Raw genomic sequence first — 19,057 nt, forward strand, 5'->3', positions numbered from 1 at the left:
AAACCATTTTTTAATGAATTAGCTCAATCTATTACCTCAGATGCAGTCTCAACGACTTTTGATGACTCTCATTCAAATCATTTGAGCTAGAGCTGGTTGCAGGCAAACGGAAAGTGCATTATGTTGTTGATTTAAAATGGGTGGCCGGATTTATTGCCTTTCATGGGGAACATGAAAAAGGCTTTTGATGAAAGTCAAGAAAAACTAGATAGCTATATGATTGAGGAGATTAACTATAACTACAGCAAGATTAAAGAGTCACTCCTTCAGAATCATGAGAAAAGAAAGCACATTTTGTCTGTAGCATTTGATTTGCATGAGCAAAATAATTGGATTGCGTGTATTCCTCTTTTCCTGTCGCAAACTGAAGGTATTTTCTCCGAGAATGTAGGTTCTCTTCTGTTCAGTGAACACGAACAAAGAAAGGAAAAACTTCAAGAGAGGTTCAAAGATAAAGCTGGTGAGTATATGCCTTATCTTTACACTCCTTTTGAGTCAAAAACACAATTTTCTGCTGGCATTTCATCTGCAAGTGAAAACAAAAAGAAGAACGGTCCAAATCGTAATGGCATATTGCATGGCTCTAGAAAACACTTGGACTATGGAACAAAAATTAACAGCTATAAGTGTATATCGCTTTTGTCTTATGTTTCTATGGTATTTACATTCCTTGAGCTAGAAAATCTCGACACCCATCCTTAATCGTGCTGCTGAGACTGTTTATCATTCTGTGTCAGATTAACTTCTACTTATAATCGCGGTTAACAATGGCTGGTTTACTAAGCAATCGACCACGCAGAGTGTGAGTTTGAGGCAATGCTAAAGCTGTCATAGTGTGCTAACCAATTGAAATAATAAAAATCCCTGCCTAGCAGGGATTTTTGCTTTTAGCTTATACCGCAATAGCACGGCTGATTAACGTAAATCTACTTGAAGGGCCACACCTGTACTTTGGCCTTCACTTTGGAGCGTAATGTAATACCAGCCAGCACTGGGATTATTGACCTTGATTTGCTCCGTAGTGCTGCCAGCATTTGTTGAAGCGGCTTCATATTGCTGGGCATTGGCCCAGCTGCGACCCGAGTAAAGGCTGACATCTCCAGTTCCGTGGGCCGAGCGTACTTCTAGTTGGCTTGTCCCTTCAGGAATCCAAAGGTAATAGTCATTACGGCCATTGGCGCTGCAGACGGCATCACCCGGCGTGAGTTGGGTATAGCTCACTGGGGATTTAGTCGCACAGGCATTGGCAATTTGATTAGGAACGCTACTGCCACCACCGGCTTTAAGGTTGAAGCTCACGCCACTAAATTCACTCGTGGTATCAACAGTGATATATCGCCAGCCACGGTTTGCCGTAAAGCTAAAGGACTCTTTGTTGCCTTGATTTACACTGCTGGCTTGGGCATTGCTCGCACTTGCCCAAGTATTGGCATTAAAGTAAATATTGGCATCGCCTGTTCCCCCGGTTGTGCTGACACTAAATTGGCTGTTGTCAGCATCGACCCAGAAATAAAAGCTATTACGGCCACCGCTAAGGCATTCATCTTTTCCGAGGGTTAGCTTGCCGTAATTGATGGTTGCGGCGCCGCAATTGCTGGGTACTTCACCACCAGTATCGCCGCCATCACCTAAATCGGGATCGGTATCGGCAACTAACTCAGTGGTACTCACTAGCATATCAACACCACCAAAATCGCCTTCTAGGGTGATATAGTGCCAAAGTTCATTGGGGTTTAGGCTCACTTTGATCACTTGGTAATTACCGTTGCCGATGCCATAGCCCTGATTTTTTTCAGCACTTGCCCATCCCCTTGAATCGTAATAAATATCGGCATCACCCCAACCACCGCCAATTTTGATCCAAATATCCTGAGCCGAGCGGTCAGTGTTGGCAAAGCTAAAGCTGGCTCGGCCTTGTTTGGCGTCAATACACTCCATAGGTACCTCAAGACTGAGGCTGGCTGACTCGCTATAGCGGTATGCTTCGTTACTGACTTGGCAGGGCGAGTAATCTTTGCTGATGGTGCCCGCAGGGCCTGCCCAGTTACCTTCGCGACCACTGGCATTAGCCTGTTCATCACTTGGGCCTTTATCGACAATACCATTGTTAGTGGTGCTTAAACCGCTGGTGAGCCAGCCGCGCCATTCGTTGTCATAGCGGGTGCCAATGGAATCCATAAATGCTTGATATTCAGGATATTGGTTATTACGCAGGAAGGTTAGGATCTGGCGAACATCATCGCGGTGGTTTTCAAACATAAAGCGTACGGCGAGGTAACCCCAACGGTAGATGCGGTCTTGGCCAGAGTCATAGGTGTTTTTAAAGATGGTTGAGAGCATATACTCGCCCGTTTCCCCCATTGCGATGGCAGCGGGGTTGGCATCTCGGTATGAAATATATTCCGCTAATCCTTCAATCCACCAAATTGTGTTGGCGGATACGCTGCGGCTGAAGTCGCCAAACAGGTTGTAGCGACCATCAAGGTAATGCACGTATTCATGCTGTAAGTTCCACACATGAAAATCTGGGCGACGCCATTCTGCCTCATATGCAATAAAGCGCGCTTGGTTTTTAAGTCCTGCGGGAGAGCCTTCTAAATACATGCCGCCATTGTTGGTATTGATCCCAAAAATGCTGTTGGCAAGGGATTGATATTCTGACGAGCTGCCAAAAATCACCAGCTCTAAATCATCATTGTTATCCTGTGCGACCGCCTGCATTCCCGTTTCGAGTATTGTGTGGAAATGGCTTTCTTGCTGACTTAATACTCCGCATGCCCATTTTGCTTGATCTTGATAAAGATCTTGGGCGCGGATCTTGAGGCTGTCGGAGCATTTCCAATTAAACGGTAAGCTATCGGCGGCCAATTGCGCCTTGAAACCACAGATCTGATAAGCATTGCAGTTGCTGCGATCGTAGTAATCTGCCATCTCGGCAGCTGCAAACCACAGCACTTTACTGGGATCATTTTTGCTGGTGCTATTTAAGATATTTTTGACCAATTGGGTCACTTTGGGGCGCATGGCATCAATGTAGTACAGTCTAGATAACTCTCTGACAGCATTGACTAAAACATATTCAGCATTGGTGCCGAGTAAGTCCCTATGGTTAAGTTGGAACTGGTTGAGCGCATCCAAAATGGCATGATCTCGGGCAAACAGCGCCTGCATGTCAGTATTCCACTGGGCGCGGAATAAGGTGGTAAATACGGTATTGGCGGCCGCATTCATTGCAAAGCTGGCTTGCCATGTGCTGTTGTAGTCATTGAGCACTTTGAGGGTGACAAAGTTAAAATCAGCCCCCAGTTCAGCCGAATCAATCAGGATCAGTGCTTCTTTGAGCACGCTGGCATTGGCATCGGAGAGTGTCCAAATGGCGTTATTAGTAAAGAGAGCATTAAGCGCTGATTTTAAATTATTTTTCACCGCACTGCTGTAGGCGGGTACGTCGCTGGGATTGTAAAACTGCACATAAAGCGCGGCGCGCACAAAGTAAATATGTGACTCAATGCCTTGGTTATCCACGCCAGTGTATTCGGGCGCCTTGGCCGCAATCGCATTAGCAACTGTGGATACATTCGCCTCACTAAATACGCTGCTTGCGTCACTTCCCTTGAGATTAAATAGCTTACCGACACACTGCGGCGAGGACTGCGTTAGCTCGTCTAATAGGGCTTGGCCCGATTTACCAACAAAATTACTACAGTTGGCATTGGCGGCAAAGCTGCTGGCTTTTGATCTCGGAGAGTTCTCGAGCAACGCTTGCTGTTGTGAAGAATGTGCATCGAGATACTCAGAGTGTGTCGGCTCGTTAGGGGAGGCTATCAAGCTGTTGCTGGGTAATAACGGCCGATGGTTGACATCAAAATTGAGTGGCGCTGACGGCGAAGCTATTGGTGCTAACGTACTGGGGATTGCAGCGTGTTGGTCTGATACTAAATGGTTATGGGCGAGCGAGGGTGTAGCGATGGCTAAGCTAATAGCCGCGAAAAGTAGGGTCTGTTTCATGGTGTATCCATAGTTATTTTTATCTGCAAAGCAGATCTTCCTTGGGCGTTATCCGATGTATTACAGCAATTAACCTCGGACCTCATTGGTCCAACTGAATTTAATGCTTGTCTAATTCAGTTAGCGCCGAATTATCATGAAATAAATTGCATAAAATATCCAATATAAATCGATAAAAATTTACATTTTTTTCACATTATTTTTATCATTATGTTTTTATTGTATTTTTTATTGAATTGTCGTGCGGTTAATAAAGATTGGTAATGTAGACGGCAATTGTTTTAATGTGGCATCGTTTCATTCAAGTTGCTGGCGTCCTTTTGTTACCTCGCTAACGGTCAACAAAGTTCATTCCAACATTGTTTGGGTTAATATGTTTTAACCTGAGTATGATGCCGCTATGTTTGCAGCGATAAGCCGAAATCCCAAAGTTGTACAAGGAGTTAGCTATGTCAGATTTACCAAAAGATTATGCCCATATTCATATTGAACAACCCGGTGAGCCAGAGGTGATGCAACTTTCCCGTTCACCCTTACCGGTTGTCGGGGACGGACAAGTTCTTATTCGAGTAAGTGCGGCTGGGGTGAATGGGCCGGATCTCAAGCAAAGGGCTGGAGCCTATCCGCCGCCACCCGGAGCATCGTTAATTTTAGGGCTTGAAGTGGCTGGTGAAATTTGCGCCATAGGGAAAGGCGTGACTCAATGGCAACTGGGGGATAAGGTTTGTGCTTTAGTCCCAGGTGGCGGTTATGGCGAATACACCTTGACCTATGCAGCTCATTGTTTGCCGATTCCAACAGGATTTTCGATGGTGCAAGCTGCCGCGTTACCTGAAACTTTTTTTACTGTTTGGGGTAACTTGTTTATGCGCGCCGGACTCAAGGCGGGCGAAACCGTTTTGATACACGGTGGCTCTGGTGGCATTGGCAGTACGGCGATTGCGCTGGCGAATCGTCTTGGTGCGCAAGTGATTGCGACTACTGGGCAGGATGAAAAGCGCGACTATTGCTCAGGATTAGGTGCCCATCTTGTTGTCAATTACAACACTCAGAATTTTGTCGAAGAAGTCATGAGCTTTACGCAGGGTAAAGGCGTTAATGTGGTATTTGATATCGCGGGTGGCGATTTTATTAACCTCAATTTGCAAGCGCTTGCGTTGGATGGGCGTATGGTGTCGGTCTCAACTCAACGTAGTCCTAAAGCTGAGGTTAATATTCTCCAGCTGATGGCTAAGCGAATTGTCTGGACAGGTTCAACCCTAAGACCACAAACGGTTGAAGCCAAAGCTGAAATCGCAAGGCAATTACACGAACGTGTTTGGCCATTACTTGATAGCCAGCAAATCGTGCCACATATTTTTGCAACGTACCCATTGAACGATGCGCCTAAGGCCCATAGATTAATGCAGTCGGGCGAACATAGGGGCAAAGTGGTATTAACATTTTGAATTAACTCAGCTACAAGCTGTAACCTCTTATCGCTTCAATAATTTAATGGTTATAGGTGCATAATTAAAACTTGATGTGATGTTTTTTTAGACTAAAGTCGTTAGTGACAAATTTTTTTAGAGACTTTGGCCGAAATTAATGCGTAATAAGTGAAAATTTCATGGTTTGAGGCATTGATTATCGAAAATATTCTGTAAAAATACCCAGTTGAAAACGTCAGAGACTTTCCGGCGCTATTCGTGGATCAAAGCAAGCGTCGCTTCGCTTATTCAGACTAAAAAACTCATAGTGTATGTGTTGATTTAAGGGTATTGGCATATATGTATAACACAGCAAAGAAACAGGTTTGGTATGGTGAGCTGAGAACATCGAAGGGCAATGCGATTGTCGTCCACGACAACCAGCTGCCAGAGGCTTCCCCTGGACGAATTTACCTCTACAATACCGACCGTGATGCCATTGTTGAGTATGTAGAAGACATAGTAAAAGTGAACCTATACGACTTAGATGAGGCCGCATTAAAAGCTGCTGAGGCTAAGTTTAGCGGTGCATGGAAAGCGGCTCGCGCTCAATTTATGAGCAAGCATCAAGCTCGTATTGATCTGAACAACGTTAAGGATTCTGGCCCAGTACGTAAGGCTAAACCTGAGGTTGAGCCTGAAATCGAAACCGATGCAATTGGTGCTGATTTCGATGAAGATTGGGGCGATGATTTCGACGATTAATATCCAATTTGCTTCGGCAACATTGGATAAAGGTAAGGAATGAAACGACTTTATTCCTTACCAGCCTTTCTTTTTAATTCCTACAGATGCTCATTTCAACTTTAGTCAACAATATCAAATTGATATCGACTAATATGATGATAGATTTTCCCTGGTACTAACCAGGCATCATCACCCAATTGCGGTTGATTGGGCGAGTCAGGCAGCTTTTGCGGTTCAATACACACGCCCTGATATTGGTGCAAACTTTGTTGGTTTCGTCCCACGGTTCCCGCTAAAAAGTTAGCGCAGTAGAGTTGTACGCCAGGCTGATTGGTAAATACCGTCATGGCGCGGCCGCTGACAGGACTGCTTAAACAACCAAATCGGCGTAGTGAACCATCGGGGTTATCCATCAGATAGCAATGATCATAACCTTGGGTGCTTGTTAGTTCGGGAGCGTGAAGTTTTTCGCCAAGGGAAACACTTTGAGTTAAATCGAAAATACTATCTTTAACCTCAGCAATTCCTGTCGGGATGCCGACTTCATTCATCGTTAAATAGCGTGTCGCATCGATTTGCATCTGGTGCTGATAATTATTGCTCGTACCATCCAGATTAAAATAGCTGTGCTGCGTCAGGCTCACCGGACAAGGTTTATCTACGGAGGCCAGCATTTCTACATAGAGATTATTGGCGGCAAGGCGATAGTCTAATTGCACCGTGCAATTACCGGGGAAGCCCATATCGCCATCTGGACTCACTAAGGTTAATCTTACACCATCGGGAAGCGGGCCTAAGTGCCAGTTCTTTCTGTTAAAACCTTCGCGGCCACCATGTAAGCAGTTGCTAGCCTGATTGATATCCAGTTGATAGGTTTGCCCCTGATATTGCAGCTTGCCAAGGGCTATACGATTGGCAAAGCGGCCTGCAATGGCGCCAAGGTGGGCATTTTGAGTCAGGTAATCTTCGGCACTGTCGCAGCCTAAAACGATATTGGCGCGCTCGCCCTGTTTATCGGGCGTCCAAAGCGCGCGAATAATGCCGCCTAAACTGAGCACTTCCAAGGCGATGATGCCATTGTCTATCCGCACACGTTCAATTTCGCCGCCGCGGGGATCGGTCCAAGGATCTAATACACTGAAACGCACCATTTAGTTTCCCTCAATGTCAAAATGCCTACCGTAGATTATTTAACCGTTTGATTTTGCCTCTTAAAAATGACAAATACCACACAATTCATGGTTGAATTCGTATGGTATTAGTGGCGGAGTTAGCAGGTGCGATTAAGTGTTTAACTGTCGATACGGCCCGCGCCAGCACTTGCTGAACAGAGATAAACGGTTGCATCTATCCCTGTTTGCTCGAAAAATGTCTGTTCGACCGCAGAAACTACCGCATCGGTAAGCTCATGGTCGACGAGCGCGACCACGCAGCCATCGGTCATGCGTATGCCACCGCGTTCGCCAATCACTTGGCTAACAATATCCACCAAAGTGTCAAATTCAGGCAGTGTTACCTCAAAATCATCTCGCAGTGATTGATGAGATTGAGCCATTAATAGGCTGAATTTAGAAATATTATTTTGCTCGAGTGCCCGAGCAGCACTCTGAGTGCGTTTATTCTCGGTGACTACGTGTTTGGCGCGGCGATAAAGGGTTTCATCCAATTTATCCTTGGCACTTTCAAGCTGACGCAGTTCAAGATGGCGCAGAGCGTCTAAACCAAAAAATTCGGCAGCTTGAGCGCATTCCTCACGTCGCTGCTGGCTAATCGCCGCTAATCGTTGTTTCTCAATATGCGCATCAATGATGATCAGGCTGAGATTCTCAGGGATTGCAATCGGTTCGCTATCAAGGTCAAGGCAGTCGATGAGCAGGGCATGATCCGGCTCACCCATCGCGCAAACCATGTGATCCATAATGCTGCAAGCCGATGCGACATATCGATATTCGCCACGTTGCGCTAATTGTGCCACTGCCATCGGTGAGAGATGCAATTGGCTGCTGTCACTAATCGCTGTGCCAAAGGCGACGACCAAGGCGCCAGAGGAAGATAATCCTGCTGCGAGCGGTACATCGCCTACCACGGCCAAATCTAAGCCCTTGGCAATGAGCCCTGTGTTGGCCATCGCCGCGGTGAACCCTTTTAAATAATTTACCCAACCGTCCTCGGGATGGATTTCGGTTTCTTTGCCGAAGGTCCATTCTTTAATTTGCCCGGGAAAGGCATCAGCAACGGCGCGAAACTTGTTGTCTTCACGGCGTTTAACGGCAATCACCGTATGAAAATTAATGGCGGCAGGCAAAACAAAGCCGTCGTTGTAATCCGTGTATTCACCGATCAGATTTACTCGACCTGGGGCTTGATATAAATCATCGGCTTTAGTGCCAAAGGTTTGGACAAATAACTTGGTGGCGCGCTGCGCAGGGTTCGACATGCTGAGAAGACTTCCAAAAAAGCTGGGCTAATTTCGTTCTTGTCTTCGATTTATATCACGACTAAGTCGGCGATGTAACTGAGATTTTCTATGGCATTGACGATAAGCTTGTCAGAGAAAACCGATAGTCAAAAACGCCGCAATGTTTGAGCGTGTGTAAGTGCGTTAAGGTGATTGATTTTTAGTGGTTTTGATAGGTTTTATCGGGTGAGGTAATGACTCAGGTTAATCCCTTTCCTGAGTCATTTTTAACCTAAATAGGATGAGTTTTATTCATGATAACAAACGTAAACACGCCTTAAACCGCGGCAGAATGTTGTTTGTTGTCATCGTCTAGGTCGGCAACTGCCTTCGTTTCAGAGTCTGGTAGTAACTCATGAACCACATGGTCGACAAAACCCGCACCCGCCGCTTCGTATAGGTTGTAAACGCTGTGCACACCAGAACTTCTGAGTGATGCGGCATCCTCACCATATTGTACGATTGCACTTAGTTTACCTTGATAATTCAGCTTCTTAAGTTGCTCAACAGCGAAGAGATTCCCCGCATGATGCGGCATTGCTAGCAGCACTAATTCAAGATTGGGCGCTTTATCAAGCTTCTCCCAAAAGTCGGTATCGGAAGCGTCCCCTTGCACAACATTACGGCCTTTAGCGCGGTGTAAATCGACCAAGTCTTGCTTATGCTCAATCCCGAGGATCTCACCGTCGAACCGGGCACGCAGTTCATCGTAGGCTCCACTACCAATACGCCCCATCCCTAGGATTAAAAAGCGTGGATTACCAATGGCAATGGGGCGATCTTCTGGGTGCAATGGGCGTTTTTCTAACCTAACGAGTCGCTGTTGGAAGCGTTGATAAATATTTCCGACCGTAGCATTGAGCGGCGCTGCTAATAAAAAGCTAAAGCTTAAGGCCACGGCAATAATCACCAACCATTGTGACGGTAGCCAGCCTTTGCTGGTGGCAACCGCAGCGACGATCAGACCAAACTCGGAGAAGTTACCTAGGTTAAAGGAACCTAACATCGAGGTGCGCGAACGTAATTTAAAGCGAGTAAGAATATAGACAAACAATAAGATTTTTAGCGGTACTAACAGTACTAATAATGTAGCCAGCACGATATCCGAAATCGTGGGTAAGCCATTGAGACCAATGGTTAAGAAGAAGGCGACAAGAAAGAGTTCTTTAAAATAGAACAATGATTTAGCTAGCTCAGAGGCTTTTTTATGTCCTGCGAGCAAAATACCAATAACTAATGCGCCGAGATCCGGTTTTAAGCCAACGGATTCAAATAACCAAGCGCCGACAACCAGTGCCATTACTAATCCAAATAGCACTAATAATTCACCGTGGCCAACACGGTCAAAAGCTTTATAAATCAGTGGTTTTGCCAGAGGTAATAACAATAACGCAAATGCCCACACCGAAGGCACATCGCCCTTAGAAATGGTTAAAAAGAGTACGGCAAAAATATCCTGCATAATCAGGATACCAATAGCAACACGGCCATACAGGGATTGCATATCCCCTTTATCTTCTAAGACCTTTACCGCAAAAACGGTACTGGAGAAGCTTAACGCAAATGCCAGTAAGGTTAACTGCTCAATCCCTAAACTGGTCAGTTGAGATAATCCTAATAACCCTAATATTTTGAGAATAGGGACGAATACTAGGATCGATAGCATCAAATGCACACTCGACCCCGCCCACACTTCAGCCTTAAATAGGCTACGAATATCGAGTTTTAAACCAATCGCAAACAGCAGTAGCGTAACCCCTAAATTGGCGAGTTCTTGCAGCAGTGGCAGGCTTTCTTTTTCAATACCTAATACAAAGAGTACAAAGCCCGCCACTAAGTAGCCGATGAGTGGGGGCAGTCCTATACGGCTAACGAGCATGCCGCAAATAAGGGTGATAATGAGGATAGCTGGTTCCATAATGCTCCAATCTAAAAAGTCCACGATAAACAAGGATTGTATAAGAAATCGATGACAGCGCGATAAAAAAGCGGACTTTTAATGAAAAAAGTCCGCTTTTTGTTGATTTTACGCTAAAACGCCGCAGAGGAGTGTTAGCGTTTAGTCGAGATTATTTCACCAAGTGATCTAAATGAGCTGCAAACTCCTTGGGACCCATAAAGCCGGTTACCCTTAAATCTTCTCGCTGTTCACCTTGCTCGTTAAACATCAATAATGTCGGTAAACCGAGGACATTGTATTTTTCAAGCAGAGCGACATCCACAGCATCACTCTTAGTGACATCGGCTTGCAGCAGCACGATTTTGTTCATTCGCGCTAATACTTCGGCGTCTTTAAAGGTAATGGCTTCAAACTCTTTACAAGCCACACACCAGTCAGCGTAGAGATCCAGCATCACAGGCTTACCAACTGCCGTGGCAGCGGCAATTTCGCGGTCCAAATCTTCAATGGATTTTATCCGTTTAAAGCCATGCGCTTGCTCAGTCGTTGTTGCAGTCGCAACCGGACTGTGGCTAAAGCCAAAGTGACCCATCACAGCTTGGAAGCCATAGGAGAAGCTTGCCAGCAGGGTTAAGGTGAGTAGCACTGAGCGTACGGTTTGTTTCCAGTTAAAGGCGCTGAGCTTATTTTGGTGCATCAGGTAACCGGTGAAGCTAATGCCCCAAAGCGACCAAAGCACATCGGAAACCACGCCCGTCCAAATACGGCCAAGCATCACAATCGATACCGCAATCAGCAGGAAGCCAAACACGGTTTTAATGATATTCATCCAAGCGCCAGCGCGAGGCAGTAACTTACCACCCGAGGTGCCAATGATAAGTAGTGGTACGCCCATGCCCATACTCAGCACATACAGGGCGAGGAAGCCTTGTAATAAATCCCCGGTTTGCGCCACATAGACTAAGGCGCCAGAAAGTGGAGCCGTGGTGCAAGGCGAGGCAACCAATCCTGAGATTACCCCCATCAAAAACACGCCAACTAAATTGCCGCCTTTTTGATTGTTGGAAATCGAGTTCATCTTCTCCTGCCAGCTTGAAGGCAGTTTGAGATCGTACAAGCCAAACATGGATAAACTGAGTACAAAGAACAGGATGGCTAATACCACGAGCACCGCGGGATGTTGCAGCGCCGCTTGGTATTTCATCCCCGCCGACGCGACGACTAAACCTAAAATCGAGTAGGTGATTGCCATTCCTTGCACATAGGCCATCGACAGGGTGAAGGCTTTGGCGGTCGACAGTTTTTGCCCTTGACCGACAATAATGCCCGATAAAATCGGATACATGGGGAACACGCAAGGGGTGAGTGCAAGCCCAATCCCTAAACCGAAGAAGATCACTAAGGTCCAGAGTAAACTGTCGTTAGACAACATCTGGCTTAGGCTATCCTGCTGAGTAATCGGCTTAGCAGGGGCGCTGCTTGCTTTGGCATCTGTGTCAGTGGCGGCAGGCTTGGTATTTTCGCCGCTATCTGCGCTAGAGGCGATTTGCCCATCATTAGCTGCCACCGCTTTTAAGCTGACATCTCGCTTGGTTGGTGGATAACAGAGTTTACCCTCGGCGCAGCCCATAAAGGTGACGCTTAAGGTGCTGTTGTCATTGGCTTGCTTTAGGCCAACGGGAATGTCGATATAGGTGTAGTAAACCTCTTGTTCACCAAAATACTCATCGTTATGAGGTTTGCCCTTTGGTAGGTCAATGGTGCCCAATTCAGCGCCATTGACACTAAATTTGAGTTTATCGCGGTACATGTAGTAGCCGTCGGCAATCACCCAATTAAGGGTAACCTTATTGCCTTCCTGCTTAAAATCAAAGGCAAAGGCTTGATCAACGGGCATTAACTCAGGTTCGCTTTTTAGAAAACCAAAGTTATTCGCAAAAGCATTGCCACTTAGAGTGAGAGGCGCGAGGAGCAATAATGCAGTAAAGGTAAGGCTAAGTAGTTTTTTCATGGCTGAGTGTTATCTTTTATCCAATCTAAGTAGGCTGGTAGCCCGTGAGTGACGGGTACGGCAATAATTTCAGGCACTTGATAAGGGTGAAGTTTAAGCACAAGCTGTTCTAACTCTGGATAGCGAGTTTGTAAACATTTAATGTGTAAGCTAATTTCTTGCTCTTCACAGATTTTTCCTTCCCACGTATAGACCGAGCGGATGGGTGCTGAAATATGCACACAAGCCGCGATACGCGCTTCCACTAACGCATGGGCGATGCGATTGGCATGAACGTCGTCTGGACAGCTAGTGCTGACCATTAAATACTGAGGCTGCATAGTGTGGGTATCGTCCCCTAACAATCTTAAACTTCGCTTAAGCCTATTAGGCTAAGCTACTTTACGTGTTTTTATGGTCTCATACATTAACGGCTTAACGAAAGAGTGAGCTAACTATCAGAAGTTTCACCGCTTTAGCGCAGTCTGCGCCCTAATGACTTGAATTAAGACCGGATTGCCCCCATTTAGTTTTCAAACGAGCAAGATAAATCTGAGGTCGGTATGTTTTTAATCCTATTTTTATTATTTGTGCTGATCCCAGTTGTTGAGCTGTCAGTGTTAATCCGCGTGGGTGAAGTGCTGGGTACTTGGACCACTATTGGCCTTGTATTATTTACTGCTGTATTGGGCGTGTCTTTAGTACGCAGTCAAGGATTAAGTACTCTAATGCAAGTGCAGCAAAAGCTCGCGCGAGGTGAGGCGCCAGGGCAAGAAATTGTCGAAGGTATGATGCTAGCCATGGCAGGGGTATTGCTGGTTATTCCTGGATTTGTGACTGATTTTATTGGTTTATTGTTGCTCACTCCTTTAACTCGTCGTCCGATAGCAGCCTTAGTGTTTAAACGTATGCAACTGCGAGTGGTGTCGGGTTTACAAGGCGGTATGCACGGCGGTTTTGGTGCGGGTCCCTTTGGCTCTCATTCTGGCTCACAAACAAATCCTTTCGAGCAACCTCCCTTTGAGCAAAATAAACATGCCGATGGCAATGTGTACGAAGGCGACTTTGAACATAAGGCCGACCCTAGCGATAAACGTCCTGAAAGCCACCAATTGGTGGATAAAGACGAATATCCCAAAGATCCAAAGGCGTAATCCGCTTTTCAGCTCGATTTTCTTTCCTCTGTTTAAAGCCTCAAGTTATCCGGGTTAGCCGCTATTCTTCGATACCCAATATGAAAAGGCCAATCGATGCTAATAAGCAGCATCGATCGGCCACGCCGGGAAGCGTTTAGGGGGAGTGGCGGGCTAGTGTTTCTCGCTCGCCACCGCATTCGGTTTGATGTTAAAGGCCAAGCTGTACATCACTGGCAGCACGATAAGGGTCAGCAGCGACGCAAAACCTAAACCAAAGATGATAGTGATCGCCATGGAGCCGAAAAAGGCGTCGGGGATCAGAGGTATCATCCCGAGCATGGTCGTGATCGCCGCCATCATCACAGGGCGAACGCGGCTGACACAGGAATCGATTAAGGCTAAATAGGCGACTTTGCCTTCACTGAGTTCGAGGTTGATCTGGTCAACCAATACAATACCGTTTTTAATCACCATGCCCGATAGACTCAGTAGTCCCAGCAGCGCCATAAAGCTAAAGGGCGCGTCGAAAATCAATAATCCCGCCGATACCCCAATTAAGGCCAATGGCACGGTAAACCAAATCACTAACGGCTGGCGTACCGAGTTAAACAGGAACACTGTGATTAAAAACATCGCCAAGTAACCCAGTGGAATTGAGCTAAATACCGCGGTTTGGGCTTCACCCGCCGTTTCATACTCGCCACCCCATTCTAAGTGGTAACCCGCAGGCAAGCTGATGGCTTCGACCTTAGCTTTGACTTTACGTAATACTGAGTCGGCGGTTTCATCGCTACCCAGTTTAGGATCGGCTAAAACGGCTAACATCCGCATCCGATCGCGACGTTTTACTAAGGGGTTTTCCCATTGAGTATCGAAGCTGCTTACAACTTGCGTTGCTGGTACAAAGGTGCTGTGCTCGCTACTCCAGATTTGCAGTTTCCACAGGCTGTCCGCCTGTAAACGCTCCTCGGCGGGTGCGCGGGCAACGATGGGGAGTAAATGGCTGGTTTCACGGTACAGGCCAATCTGTTTGCCGCTAAAGTTAACTAACAGTGCGTTATCCAGATCCTGTTTACTGATCCCCGTTTCCCTTGCTTGAGCATTTTCTAATTGCGGACGAATTAAAGTCACTTGGTTGCGCCAGTCATGGCGAATACCGTCCATACTCGGCTCCGCATGGAAGATGGCTTCGGCTTGAGCGCCTAGAGTACGCAGTACTTCGGGATCATCACCGTAGAAGCGAGCCTCAATCTTCGCGGCGGGAGAAGGGCCGTTTTCCATATTCTTTAATCTGAACTGTGCCTGCGGGAATCTCTGATTTAAAAAGGTTTCTAGCTCTGGCATATAGACTTTTAAGGAGGCTAAATCTGCCATTTCAATAATGAGCTGCGCATAGGCGGGATAGCCCTTTTCGGGTTGATAGGGCAACACAAACCGCTGCGCACCTTGGCCAATGACCGTTGTTAAGTGTTTTAAGCCACTATGTTGTTCCTCGGCTTGCTTGAGTAACTGCTGCTCAATATCGGCGGTAAAGCGTTCAGTGCCTTTAATATCTGTACCTTCTGGCATCCAAATATCGACAAAGAAGATGGGCGTATTAGATGCGGGGAAGAACACATTCTTGATATGACCAAAGCCAATCACTGCGCTAACGAGCATGGCACCGACTAATAAAATGCTGGCGATTCTAAAACGTAGGGCAAAGGTTAAGCTCGCGCGGTATATGCTAAAGAACCAGCCCTTGTATGGGTCCTGCTCTTCCTCATCTGCGGGGGCATCTTTAAACAGCAAATGGCAGAAGAAAGGCGTCAGGGTGATCGCGGTAATCCAACTGATAAATAAGGAAATCATCAACACTTGGAACAGTGAGCGACAAAACTCCCCCGCGGCATTTTGCGATAAGCCAATCGGTGCAAACGCGATAATCGCAATAACGGTGGCGCCAAGCAGTGGCCACTGAGTTTGCGACACAATTTGTTTGGCGGCTTCGAGGCGAGTCTTGCCACGACGCAGACCAATTAGAATACCTTCGGTAACGACAATGGCGTTATCGACCAACATACCCAAAGCAATAATCAGCGCGCCGAGGGAGATCAGTTGCAGTTCAATACCTAGCACTTTCATCACGATAAAAGTACCGAGAATGGTCAACAGTAAGATGACCCCCATCAATAAGCCTGAGCGTAAACCCATAAACAGCAAGAGTACGGCAATAACGATGGCAATCGATTCTAATAGATTGATCAAAAAGCCATTTACTGTGTCATCCACCGCCAAACTTTGGTTATAAACCGTGTCTAAGCTCATCCCTATTGGGCGCTGAGACTCCAGTTCGGCAAGGCGCTCGCTAACGCTTTTACCCACTTCGACCACGTTGACGCCACTTGAAAAGGAAATCCCAAGGGAGAGGGCGGCTTCGCCACGGTTGTGATAGAGCACGTCAGGGGTTTCATCATAATCTTTTTCTATATGGGCAATATCACCAAGATAGATAAGCTCAGTGCTGCCGGGCGGGCTGACGATCAGACGTGCGAGATCCTGCACACTGCTAAATTCTCCGGTGGGATGGATGCGAATACGATTATCGCCCACCACTAAACTGCCCGCGTTGGAGACCACGTTTTGATTGTTAATCAGGCCGTGGATATAGCTTTGATCTAACCCCAGTGCCGAGAGTTTTTGTTGTGATATTTCAATCACAACCTGCTCAGTTACGCTGCCCGCAACTGAAACCTTTTTGACCCCTGGCACCAGTACCAGTTCGCGGCGCAAATAATCGGCATAATTGCTTAATTCACGGTTACTATAGTCAGGCCCTGAGAGATTAAACAAAATGCCGTACACATCGCCAAAGTCGTCATAGACTTTGGGCGTGCTAGTGCCGGGAGGCAGTTGTCCTGCGGTGTCGTTGACCTTACGACGTACTTCATCCCACACCTGCGGCAGGCTCGTTTTGTCATAGGTTTCTTTGACCTCAATTTGGATCTGCGACAAACCCGCACTGTTAATGGAGGTTACGTGCTTAACCGCATCGAGCTGCTGTAAGGCATCTTCGAGGGGAAGGGTGACTTCTTCTTCCACTTGCTCTGGCGATGCACCCGGATAGGCGGTGATGACTAGGGCTTCTTTAATGGTAAATTCGGGAAACTCTAACTGCCCAAGACCGGTAAAGCTCACACTACCGCCCACGAGTAGCAGTAATACAAACATCCAACTGATGACTTTGTGGCGGATTGAATACTCAGCAATATTCATGGATTAAACTCCGCGCTGCCAGCGTAGTGGTTTGACTTTCATCCCGTCGGATAATTGGGATACACCTGCACTGACAATTAAATCGCCATTATTAATACCGCCAAGCACTTCAACCCCTTCACTGGTGACTCGGCCTAAGGTGACAGCAGCGGGTTTCACTTCGCCCGATTGCGCTTGATAGACCCACACTTGGACTCGGCCATCCTGATCGCGTTTATCGATAGCGGTGACTGGCACTATGGCCGATGCTGCTTGGTCTGGGCTTTTCATTAAGGCCAGGGTTAATTCAGCGCTCATCCCTGGAAGTAATTGAATATCCTTGGGTTGTGGTAGCGAAAACACCACTTCATAGGCCTGAGTGCCGGGCGTAACTTGGGTGGAGTATTCCTTGAATTTCGCATCAAACTCCATGCCTGCTAATGCACTAAAACGCACTTTAGCGACAAACTTTTGCTGCTGGATATAAGTGTTTAAACCCGCGGCCATTGACTCGGGTACTTGAATACTTACATCGAGCAAATGGTTGTTTTGTAGGGTTAATATTCCTTGATTAGCCTGCACAATTTGGTGGTTATCCACTAAACGTTTGGCCACTGTGCCACTAAAAGGGGCGATAAGCTTGGTATAACTTAACTGGTCACGGGCGGCAGCTAAGGCGGCTTTGGCCGATTTAAGCTGTGCTTGGGCGCTATCAAACTCGGCTTGGGAGATTAATTTACGCTTTAGGAGTTCGGTTTTACGCTGAAAATCCGCCGCTAACAGTTCATGGTCTGCTTCGCGGGTCATTAAATTGTTATAGGCATCCCTGTCGTCCAGTTTAGCCAATAGGCTACCTTGGTTAACACTTTGCCCTTCTACCAGCGCCAACTCTGTAAGTTGCCCAGAAATGCGAAATGACAATTCTGCGCGACTATTGGCGCTCACCCGCGCGGGGAAGGTTCTAAAATCTCCGCCCTCGAGTTTGGCAACCTCAAACAGTTTTACGGGTCTGATGACACTCGCCTGTACCGAGCTTTCCGCTGGCGTGCAGGCTGTAAGCAGGGCTGGCAATAACGCCGCCAAGGGAATAAGTCGATAAGATTTCATGGTGGAGAGTCCTCAATAACAATTTATCAGCATTTCAGGGGCGCGAAGATATCAGCTAAAGTTGTTGCAATAAACGGGATACTTTGGGATTATCAATCCCACATAATGAGATTGATATTAAGTTAAAAATGAAGACAGAGGACCTCGCGTTATTTCACCGAATCGCTGAAACCGGCAGTTTGATTGAAGCGGCGGATTTGCTTAACTTACCAAAATCGACCGTGAGTCGGCGTTTACAGGCATTGGAAGATGAGCTGAATATCAAGCTATTCCACCGACAGAGCCGCTCGATGACGCTGACCTCGGCGGGAAGCCATTTTTACCAACGTTCACAGAATATCTTGGCGCAGCTCGATGAAACTCTGTTTGAGATGACTAACGAAGATGCTGAGATCAGTGGCCATCTCCGCATTCAAATGTTTCCTATCCACAGTATGAATGTGTTGATGCAAGCCATTTTCCGTTTTATGGATCTGCATCCCAAGCTCACGGTTGAAGTGATTAGTAGCGCAGAATCTGTTGATATGGTGAAGAACAATCTCGATGTAGCCTTTGTGGTCGAACCCGCATTAGATACCTTAGATTTAGTGGTGCGGCCGATATTCACCACGGATTTGCGTTTTTATGCTAGTCCCCAATACCTAGTGCAACATGGTATGCCGCAGACTCCACAGGAGATTGAGTCCCATAATGTGGCCTTATTTAGGCTCTCAAATGGCAAGATCTTTAATGAGTTATGGATTGGTGCCGAACAGGAAGTTCGGGTTCGGGGGAATTTCTGCTCCAACAGTGTCGAGGTGGCGGTAGAGTTTGCCCTGCAAGGGCGCGGCATTGTGTATGCGCCTGCGGAAGTGGTGGCTGATTTTGTGGCTTCAGGGCAGCTAATTACCCTGTTACCTGAGATAGAGTCCCATCCCGGCGAATGCTATTTAGCCTATCCATCAAGACGTTATGTAAGCTTAGCCAGCAGACGCTTTATCGACTTTATTATTAAAGAACTGGCGCCGAAAGGTGTACCAACTAATCTCAGCACGCAAAGTGTGCGCCGAGTTTGTAAGGCATCGGAGG

General features: G+C 46.8%; 13 protein-coding genes. 5 read left to right on the forward strand and 8 right to left on the reverse strand.

From position 1 onward, the window contains the following. Positions 1-171: 171 nt before the first annotated feature. Positions 172-702, forward strand: a complete 531-nt coding sequence (locus SHEWPOL2_RS17940; RefSeq protein ID WP_037430335.1) for a hypothetical protein — start codon at positions 172-174, stop codon at positions 700-702. A gap of 213 nt (positions 703-915) precedes the next feature. Here SHEWPOL2_RS17940 and SHEWPOL2_RS17945 read toward each other — a convergent pair whose 3' ends face one another. After that, complete coding sequence (locus SHEWPOL2_RS17945) at positions 916-4,008, reverse strand: M9 family metallopeptidase (protein WP_037430337.1); 3,093 nt, start codon at positions 4,006-4,008, stop codon at positions 916-918. A gap of 449 nt (positions 4,009-4,457) precedes the next feature. Between SHEWPOL2_RS17945 and SHEWPOL2_RS17950 the strand changes: the two genes are divergently transcribed. Both SHEWPOL2_RS17950 and SHEWPOL2_RS17955 read left to right on the forward strand, forming a co-directional pair. Further along, complete coding sequence (locus SHEWPOL2_RS17950; RefSeq protein ID WP_037430339.1) at positions 4,458-5,456, forward strand: NAD(P)H-quinone oxidoreductase; 999 nt, start codon at positions 4,458-4,460, stop codon at positions 5,454-5,456. A gap of 321 nt (positions 5,457-5,777) precedes the next feature. Continuing rightward, positions 5,778-6,182, forward strand: coding sequence for a hypothetical protein (locus SHEWPOL2_RS17955; protein WP_037414254.1), 405 nt, complete (start codon positions 5,778-5,780; stop codon positions 6,180-6,182). 101 nt (positions 6,183-6,283) lie between these two features. Here the strand turns inward: SHEWPOL2_RS17955 and SHEWPOL2_RS17960 are convergent, their stop codons facing one another. The 5 genes from SHEWPOL2_RS17960 to cutA form a co-directional block, all read right to left on the reverse strand. Then, complete coding sequence (locus tag SHEWPOL2_RS17960) at positions 6,284-7,315, reverse strand: aldose epimerase family protein (protein ID WP_037430342.1); 1,032 nt, start codon at positions 7,313-7,315, stop codon at positions 6,284-6,286. Positions 7,316-7,455: 140 nt separating this feature from the next. After that, entirely contained in the window at positions 7,456-8,601 is a 1,146-nt protein-coding gene (gene galK / locus SHEWPOL2_RS17965) for a galactokinase (protein ID WP_037430344.1), read from the reverse strand. Between the two features lie 298 nt (positions 8,602-8,899). Continuing rightward, positions 8,900-10,540 carry a cation:proton antiporter family protein gene (locus SHEWPOL2_RS17970; protein ID WP_037430346.1) on the reverse strand — a complete coding sequence of 547 codons (1,641 nt, stop codon included), beginning with the start codon at positions 10,538-10,540 and terminating at the stop codon, positions 8,900-8,902. Positions 10,541-10,691: 151 nt separating this feature from the next. Further along, the gene (locus tag SHEWPOL2_RS17975) at positions 10,692-12,533 is read right to left on the reverse strand and encodes a protein-disulfide reductase DsbD (protein WP_037430349.1); all 1,842 of its coding nucleotides are present in this window, start codon (positions 12,531-12,533) and stop codon (positions 10,692-10,694) included. Further along, entirely contained in the window at positions 12,530-12,853 is a 324-nt protein-coding gene (cutA, locus tag SHEWPOL2_RS17980; RefSeq protein ID WP_037414243.1) for a divalent-cation tolerance protein CutA, read from the reverse strand. The genes SHEWPOL2_RS17975 and cutA overlap by 4 nt, the downstream gene beginning before the upstream one ends. 222 nt (positions 12,854-13,075) lie before the next feature. Between cutA and SHEWPOL2_RS17985 the strand changes: the two genes are divergently transcribed. Then, a complete protein-coding gene (locus SHEWPOL2_RS17985) occupies positions 13,076-13,666 on the forward strand; it encodes an FxsA family protein (protein ID WP_037430352.1) in 591 nt (196 codons plus the stop codon). A gap of 153 nt (positions 13,667-13,819) precedes the next feature. Here the strand turns inward: SHEWPOL2_RS17985 and SHEWPOL2_RS17990 are convergent, their stop codons facing one another. Then, entirely contained in the window at positions 13,820-16,903 is a 3,084-nt protein-coding gene (locus SHEWPOL2_RS17990; protein ID WP_037430355.1) for an efflux RND transporter permease subunit, read from the reverse strand. A gap of 3 nt (positions 16,904-16,906) precedes the next feature. Next, the gene (locus tag SHEWPOL2_RS17995) at positions 16,907-17,989 is read right to left on the reverse strand and encodes an efflux RND transporter periplasmic adaptor subunit (RefSeq protein ID WP_037430358.1); all 1,083 of its coding nucleotides are present in this window, start codon (positions 17,987-17,989) and stop codon (positions 16,907-16,909) included. 128 nt (positions 17,990-18,117) lie between these two features. On the opposite strand from SHEWPOL2_RS17995, the gene SHEWPOL2_RS18000 reads away from it, so the two are divergent. Next, a partial coding sequence (locus SHEWPOL2_RS18000; protein ID WP_037430360.1) for a LysR family transcriptional regulator occupies positions 18,118-19,057 on the forward strand: 940 nt, incomplete at its 3' end.

Source organism: Shewanella sp. POL2, from assembly GCF_000282755.1.
GTDB lineage: Bacteria > Pseudomonadota > Gammaproteobacteria > Enterobacterales > Shewanellaceae > Shewanella > Shewanella xiamenensis.

Bases quoted from the DNA above. Each gene is read 5' to 3' on its own strand.
- SHEWPOL2_RS17970 (WP_037430346.1), bottom strand. From the start codon at position 10,540: ATGGAACCAGCTATCCTCATTATCACCCTTATTTGCGGCATGCTCGTT.
- SHEWPOL2_RS17955 (WP_037414254.1), top strand. From the start codon at position 5,778: ATGTATAACACAGCAAAGAAACAGGTTTGGTATGGTGAGCTGAGAACA.
- cutA (WP_037414243.1), bottom strand. From the start codon at position 12,853: ATGCAGCCTCAGTATTTAATGGTCAGCACTAGCTGTCCAGACGACGTT.
- SHEWPOL2_RS17975 (WP_037430349.1), bottom strand. From the start codon at position 12,533: ATGAAAAAACTACTTAGCCTTACCTTTACTGCATTATTGCTCCTCGCG.
- galK (WP_037430344.1), bottom strand. From the start codon at position 8,601: ATGTCGAACCCTGCGCAGCGCGCCACCAAGTTATTTGTCCAAACCTTT.
- SHEWPOL2_RS17990 (WP_037430355.1), bottom strand. From the start codon at position 16,903: ATGAATATTGCTGAGTATTCAATCCGCCACAAAGTCATCAGTTGGATG.
- SHEWPOL2_RS17950 (WP_037430339.1), top strand. From the start codon at position 4,458: ATGTCAGATTTACCAAAAGATTATGCCCATATTCATATTGAACAACCC.
- SHEWPOL2_RS17940 (WP_037430335.1), top strand. From the start codon at position 172: ATGAAAAAGGCTTTTGATGAAAGTCAAGAAAAACTAGATAGCTATATG.
- SHEWPOL2_RS17985 (WP_037430352.1), top strand. From the start codon at position 13,076: ATGTTTTTAATCCTATTTTTATTATTTGTGCTGATCCCAGTTGTTGAG.
- SHEWPOL2_RS17995 (WP_037430358.1), bottom strand. From the start codon at position 17,989: ATGAAATCTTATCGACTTATTCCCTTGGCGGCGTTATTGCCAGCCCTG.
- SHEWPOL2_RS17960 (WP_037430342.1), bottom strand. From the start codon at position 7,315: ATGGTGCGTTTCAGTGTATTAGATCCTTGGACCGATCCCCGCGGCGGC.
- SHEWPOL2_RS17945 (WP_037430337.1), bottom strand. From the start codon at position 4,008: ATGAAACAGACCCTACTTTTCGCGGCTATTAGCTTAGCCATCGCTACA.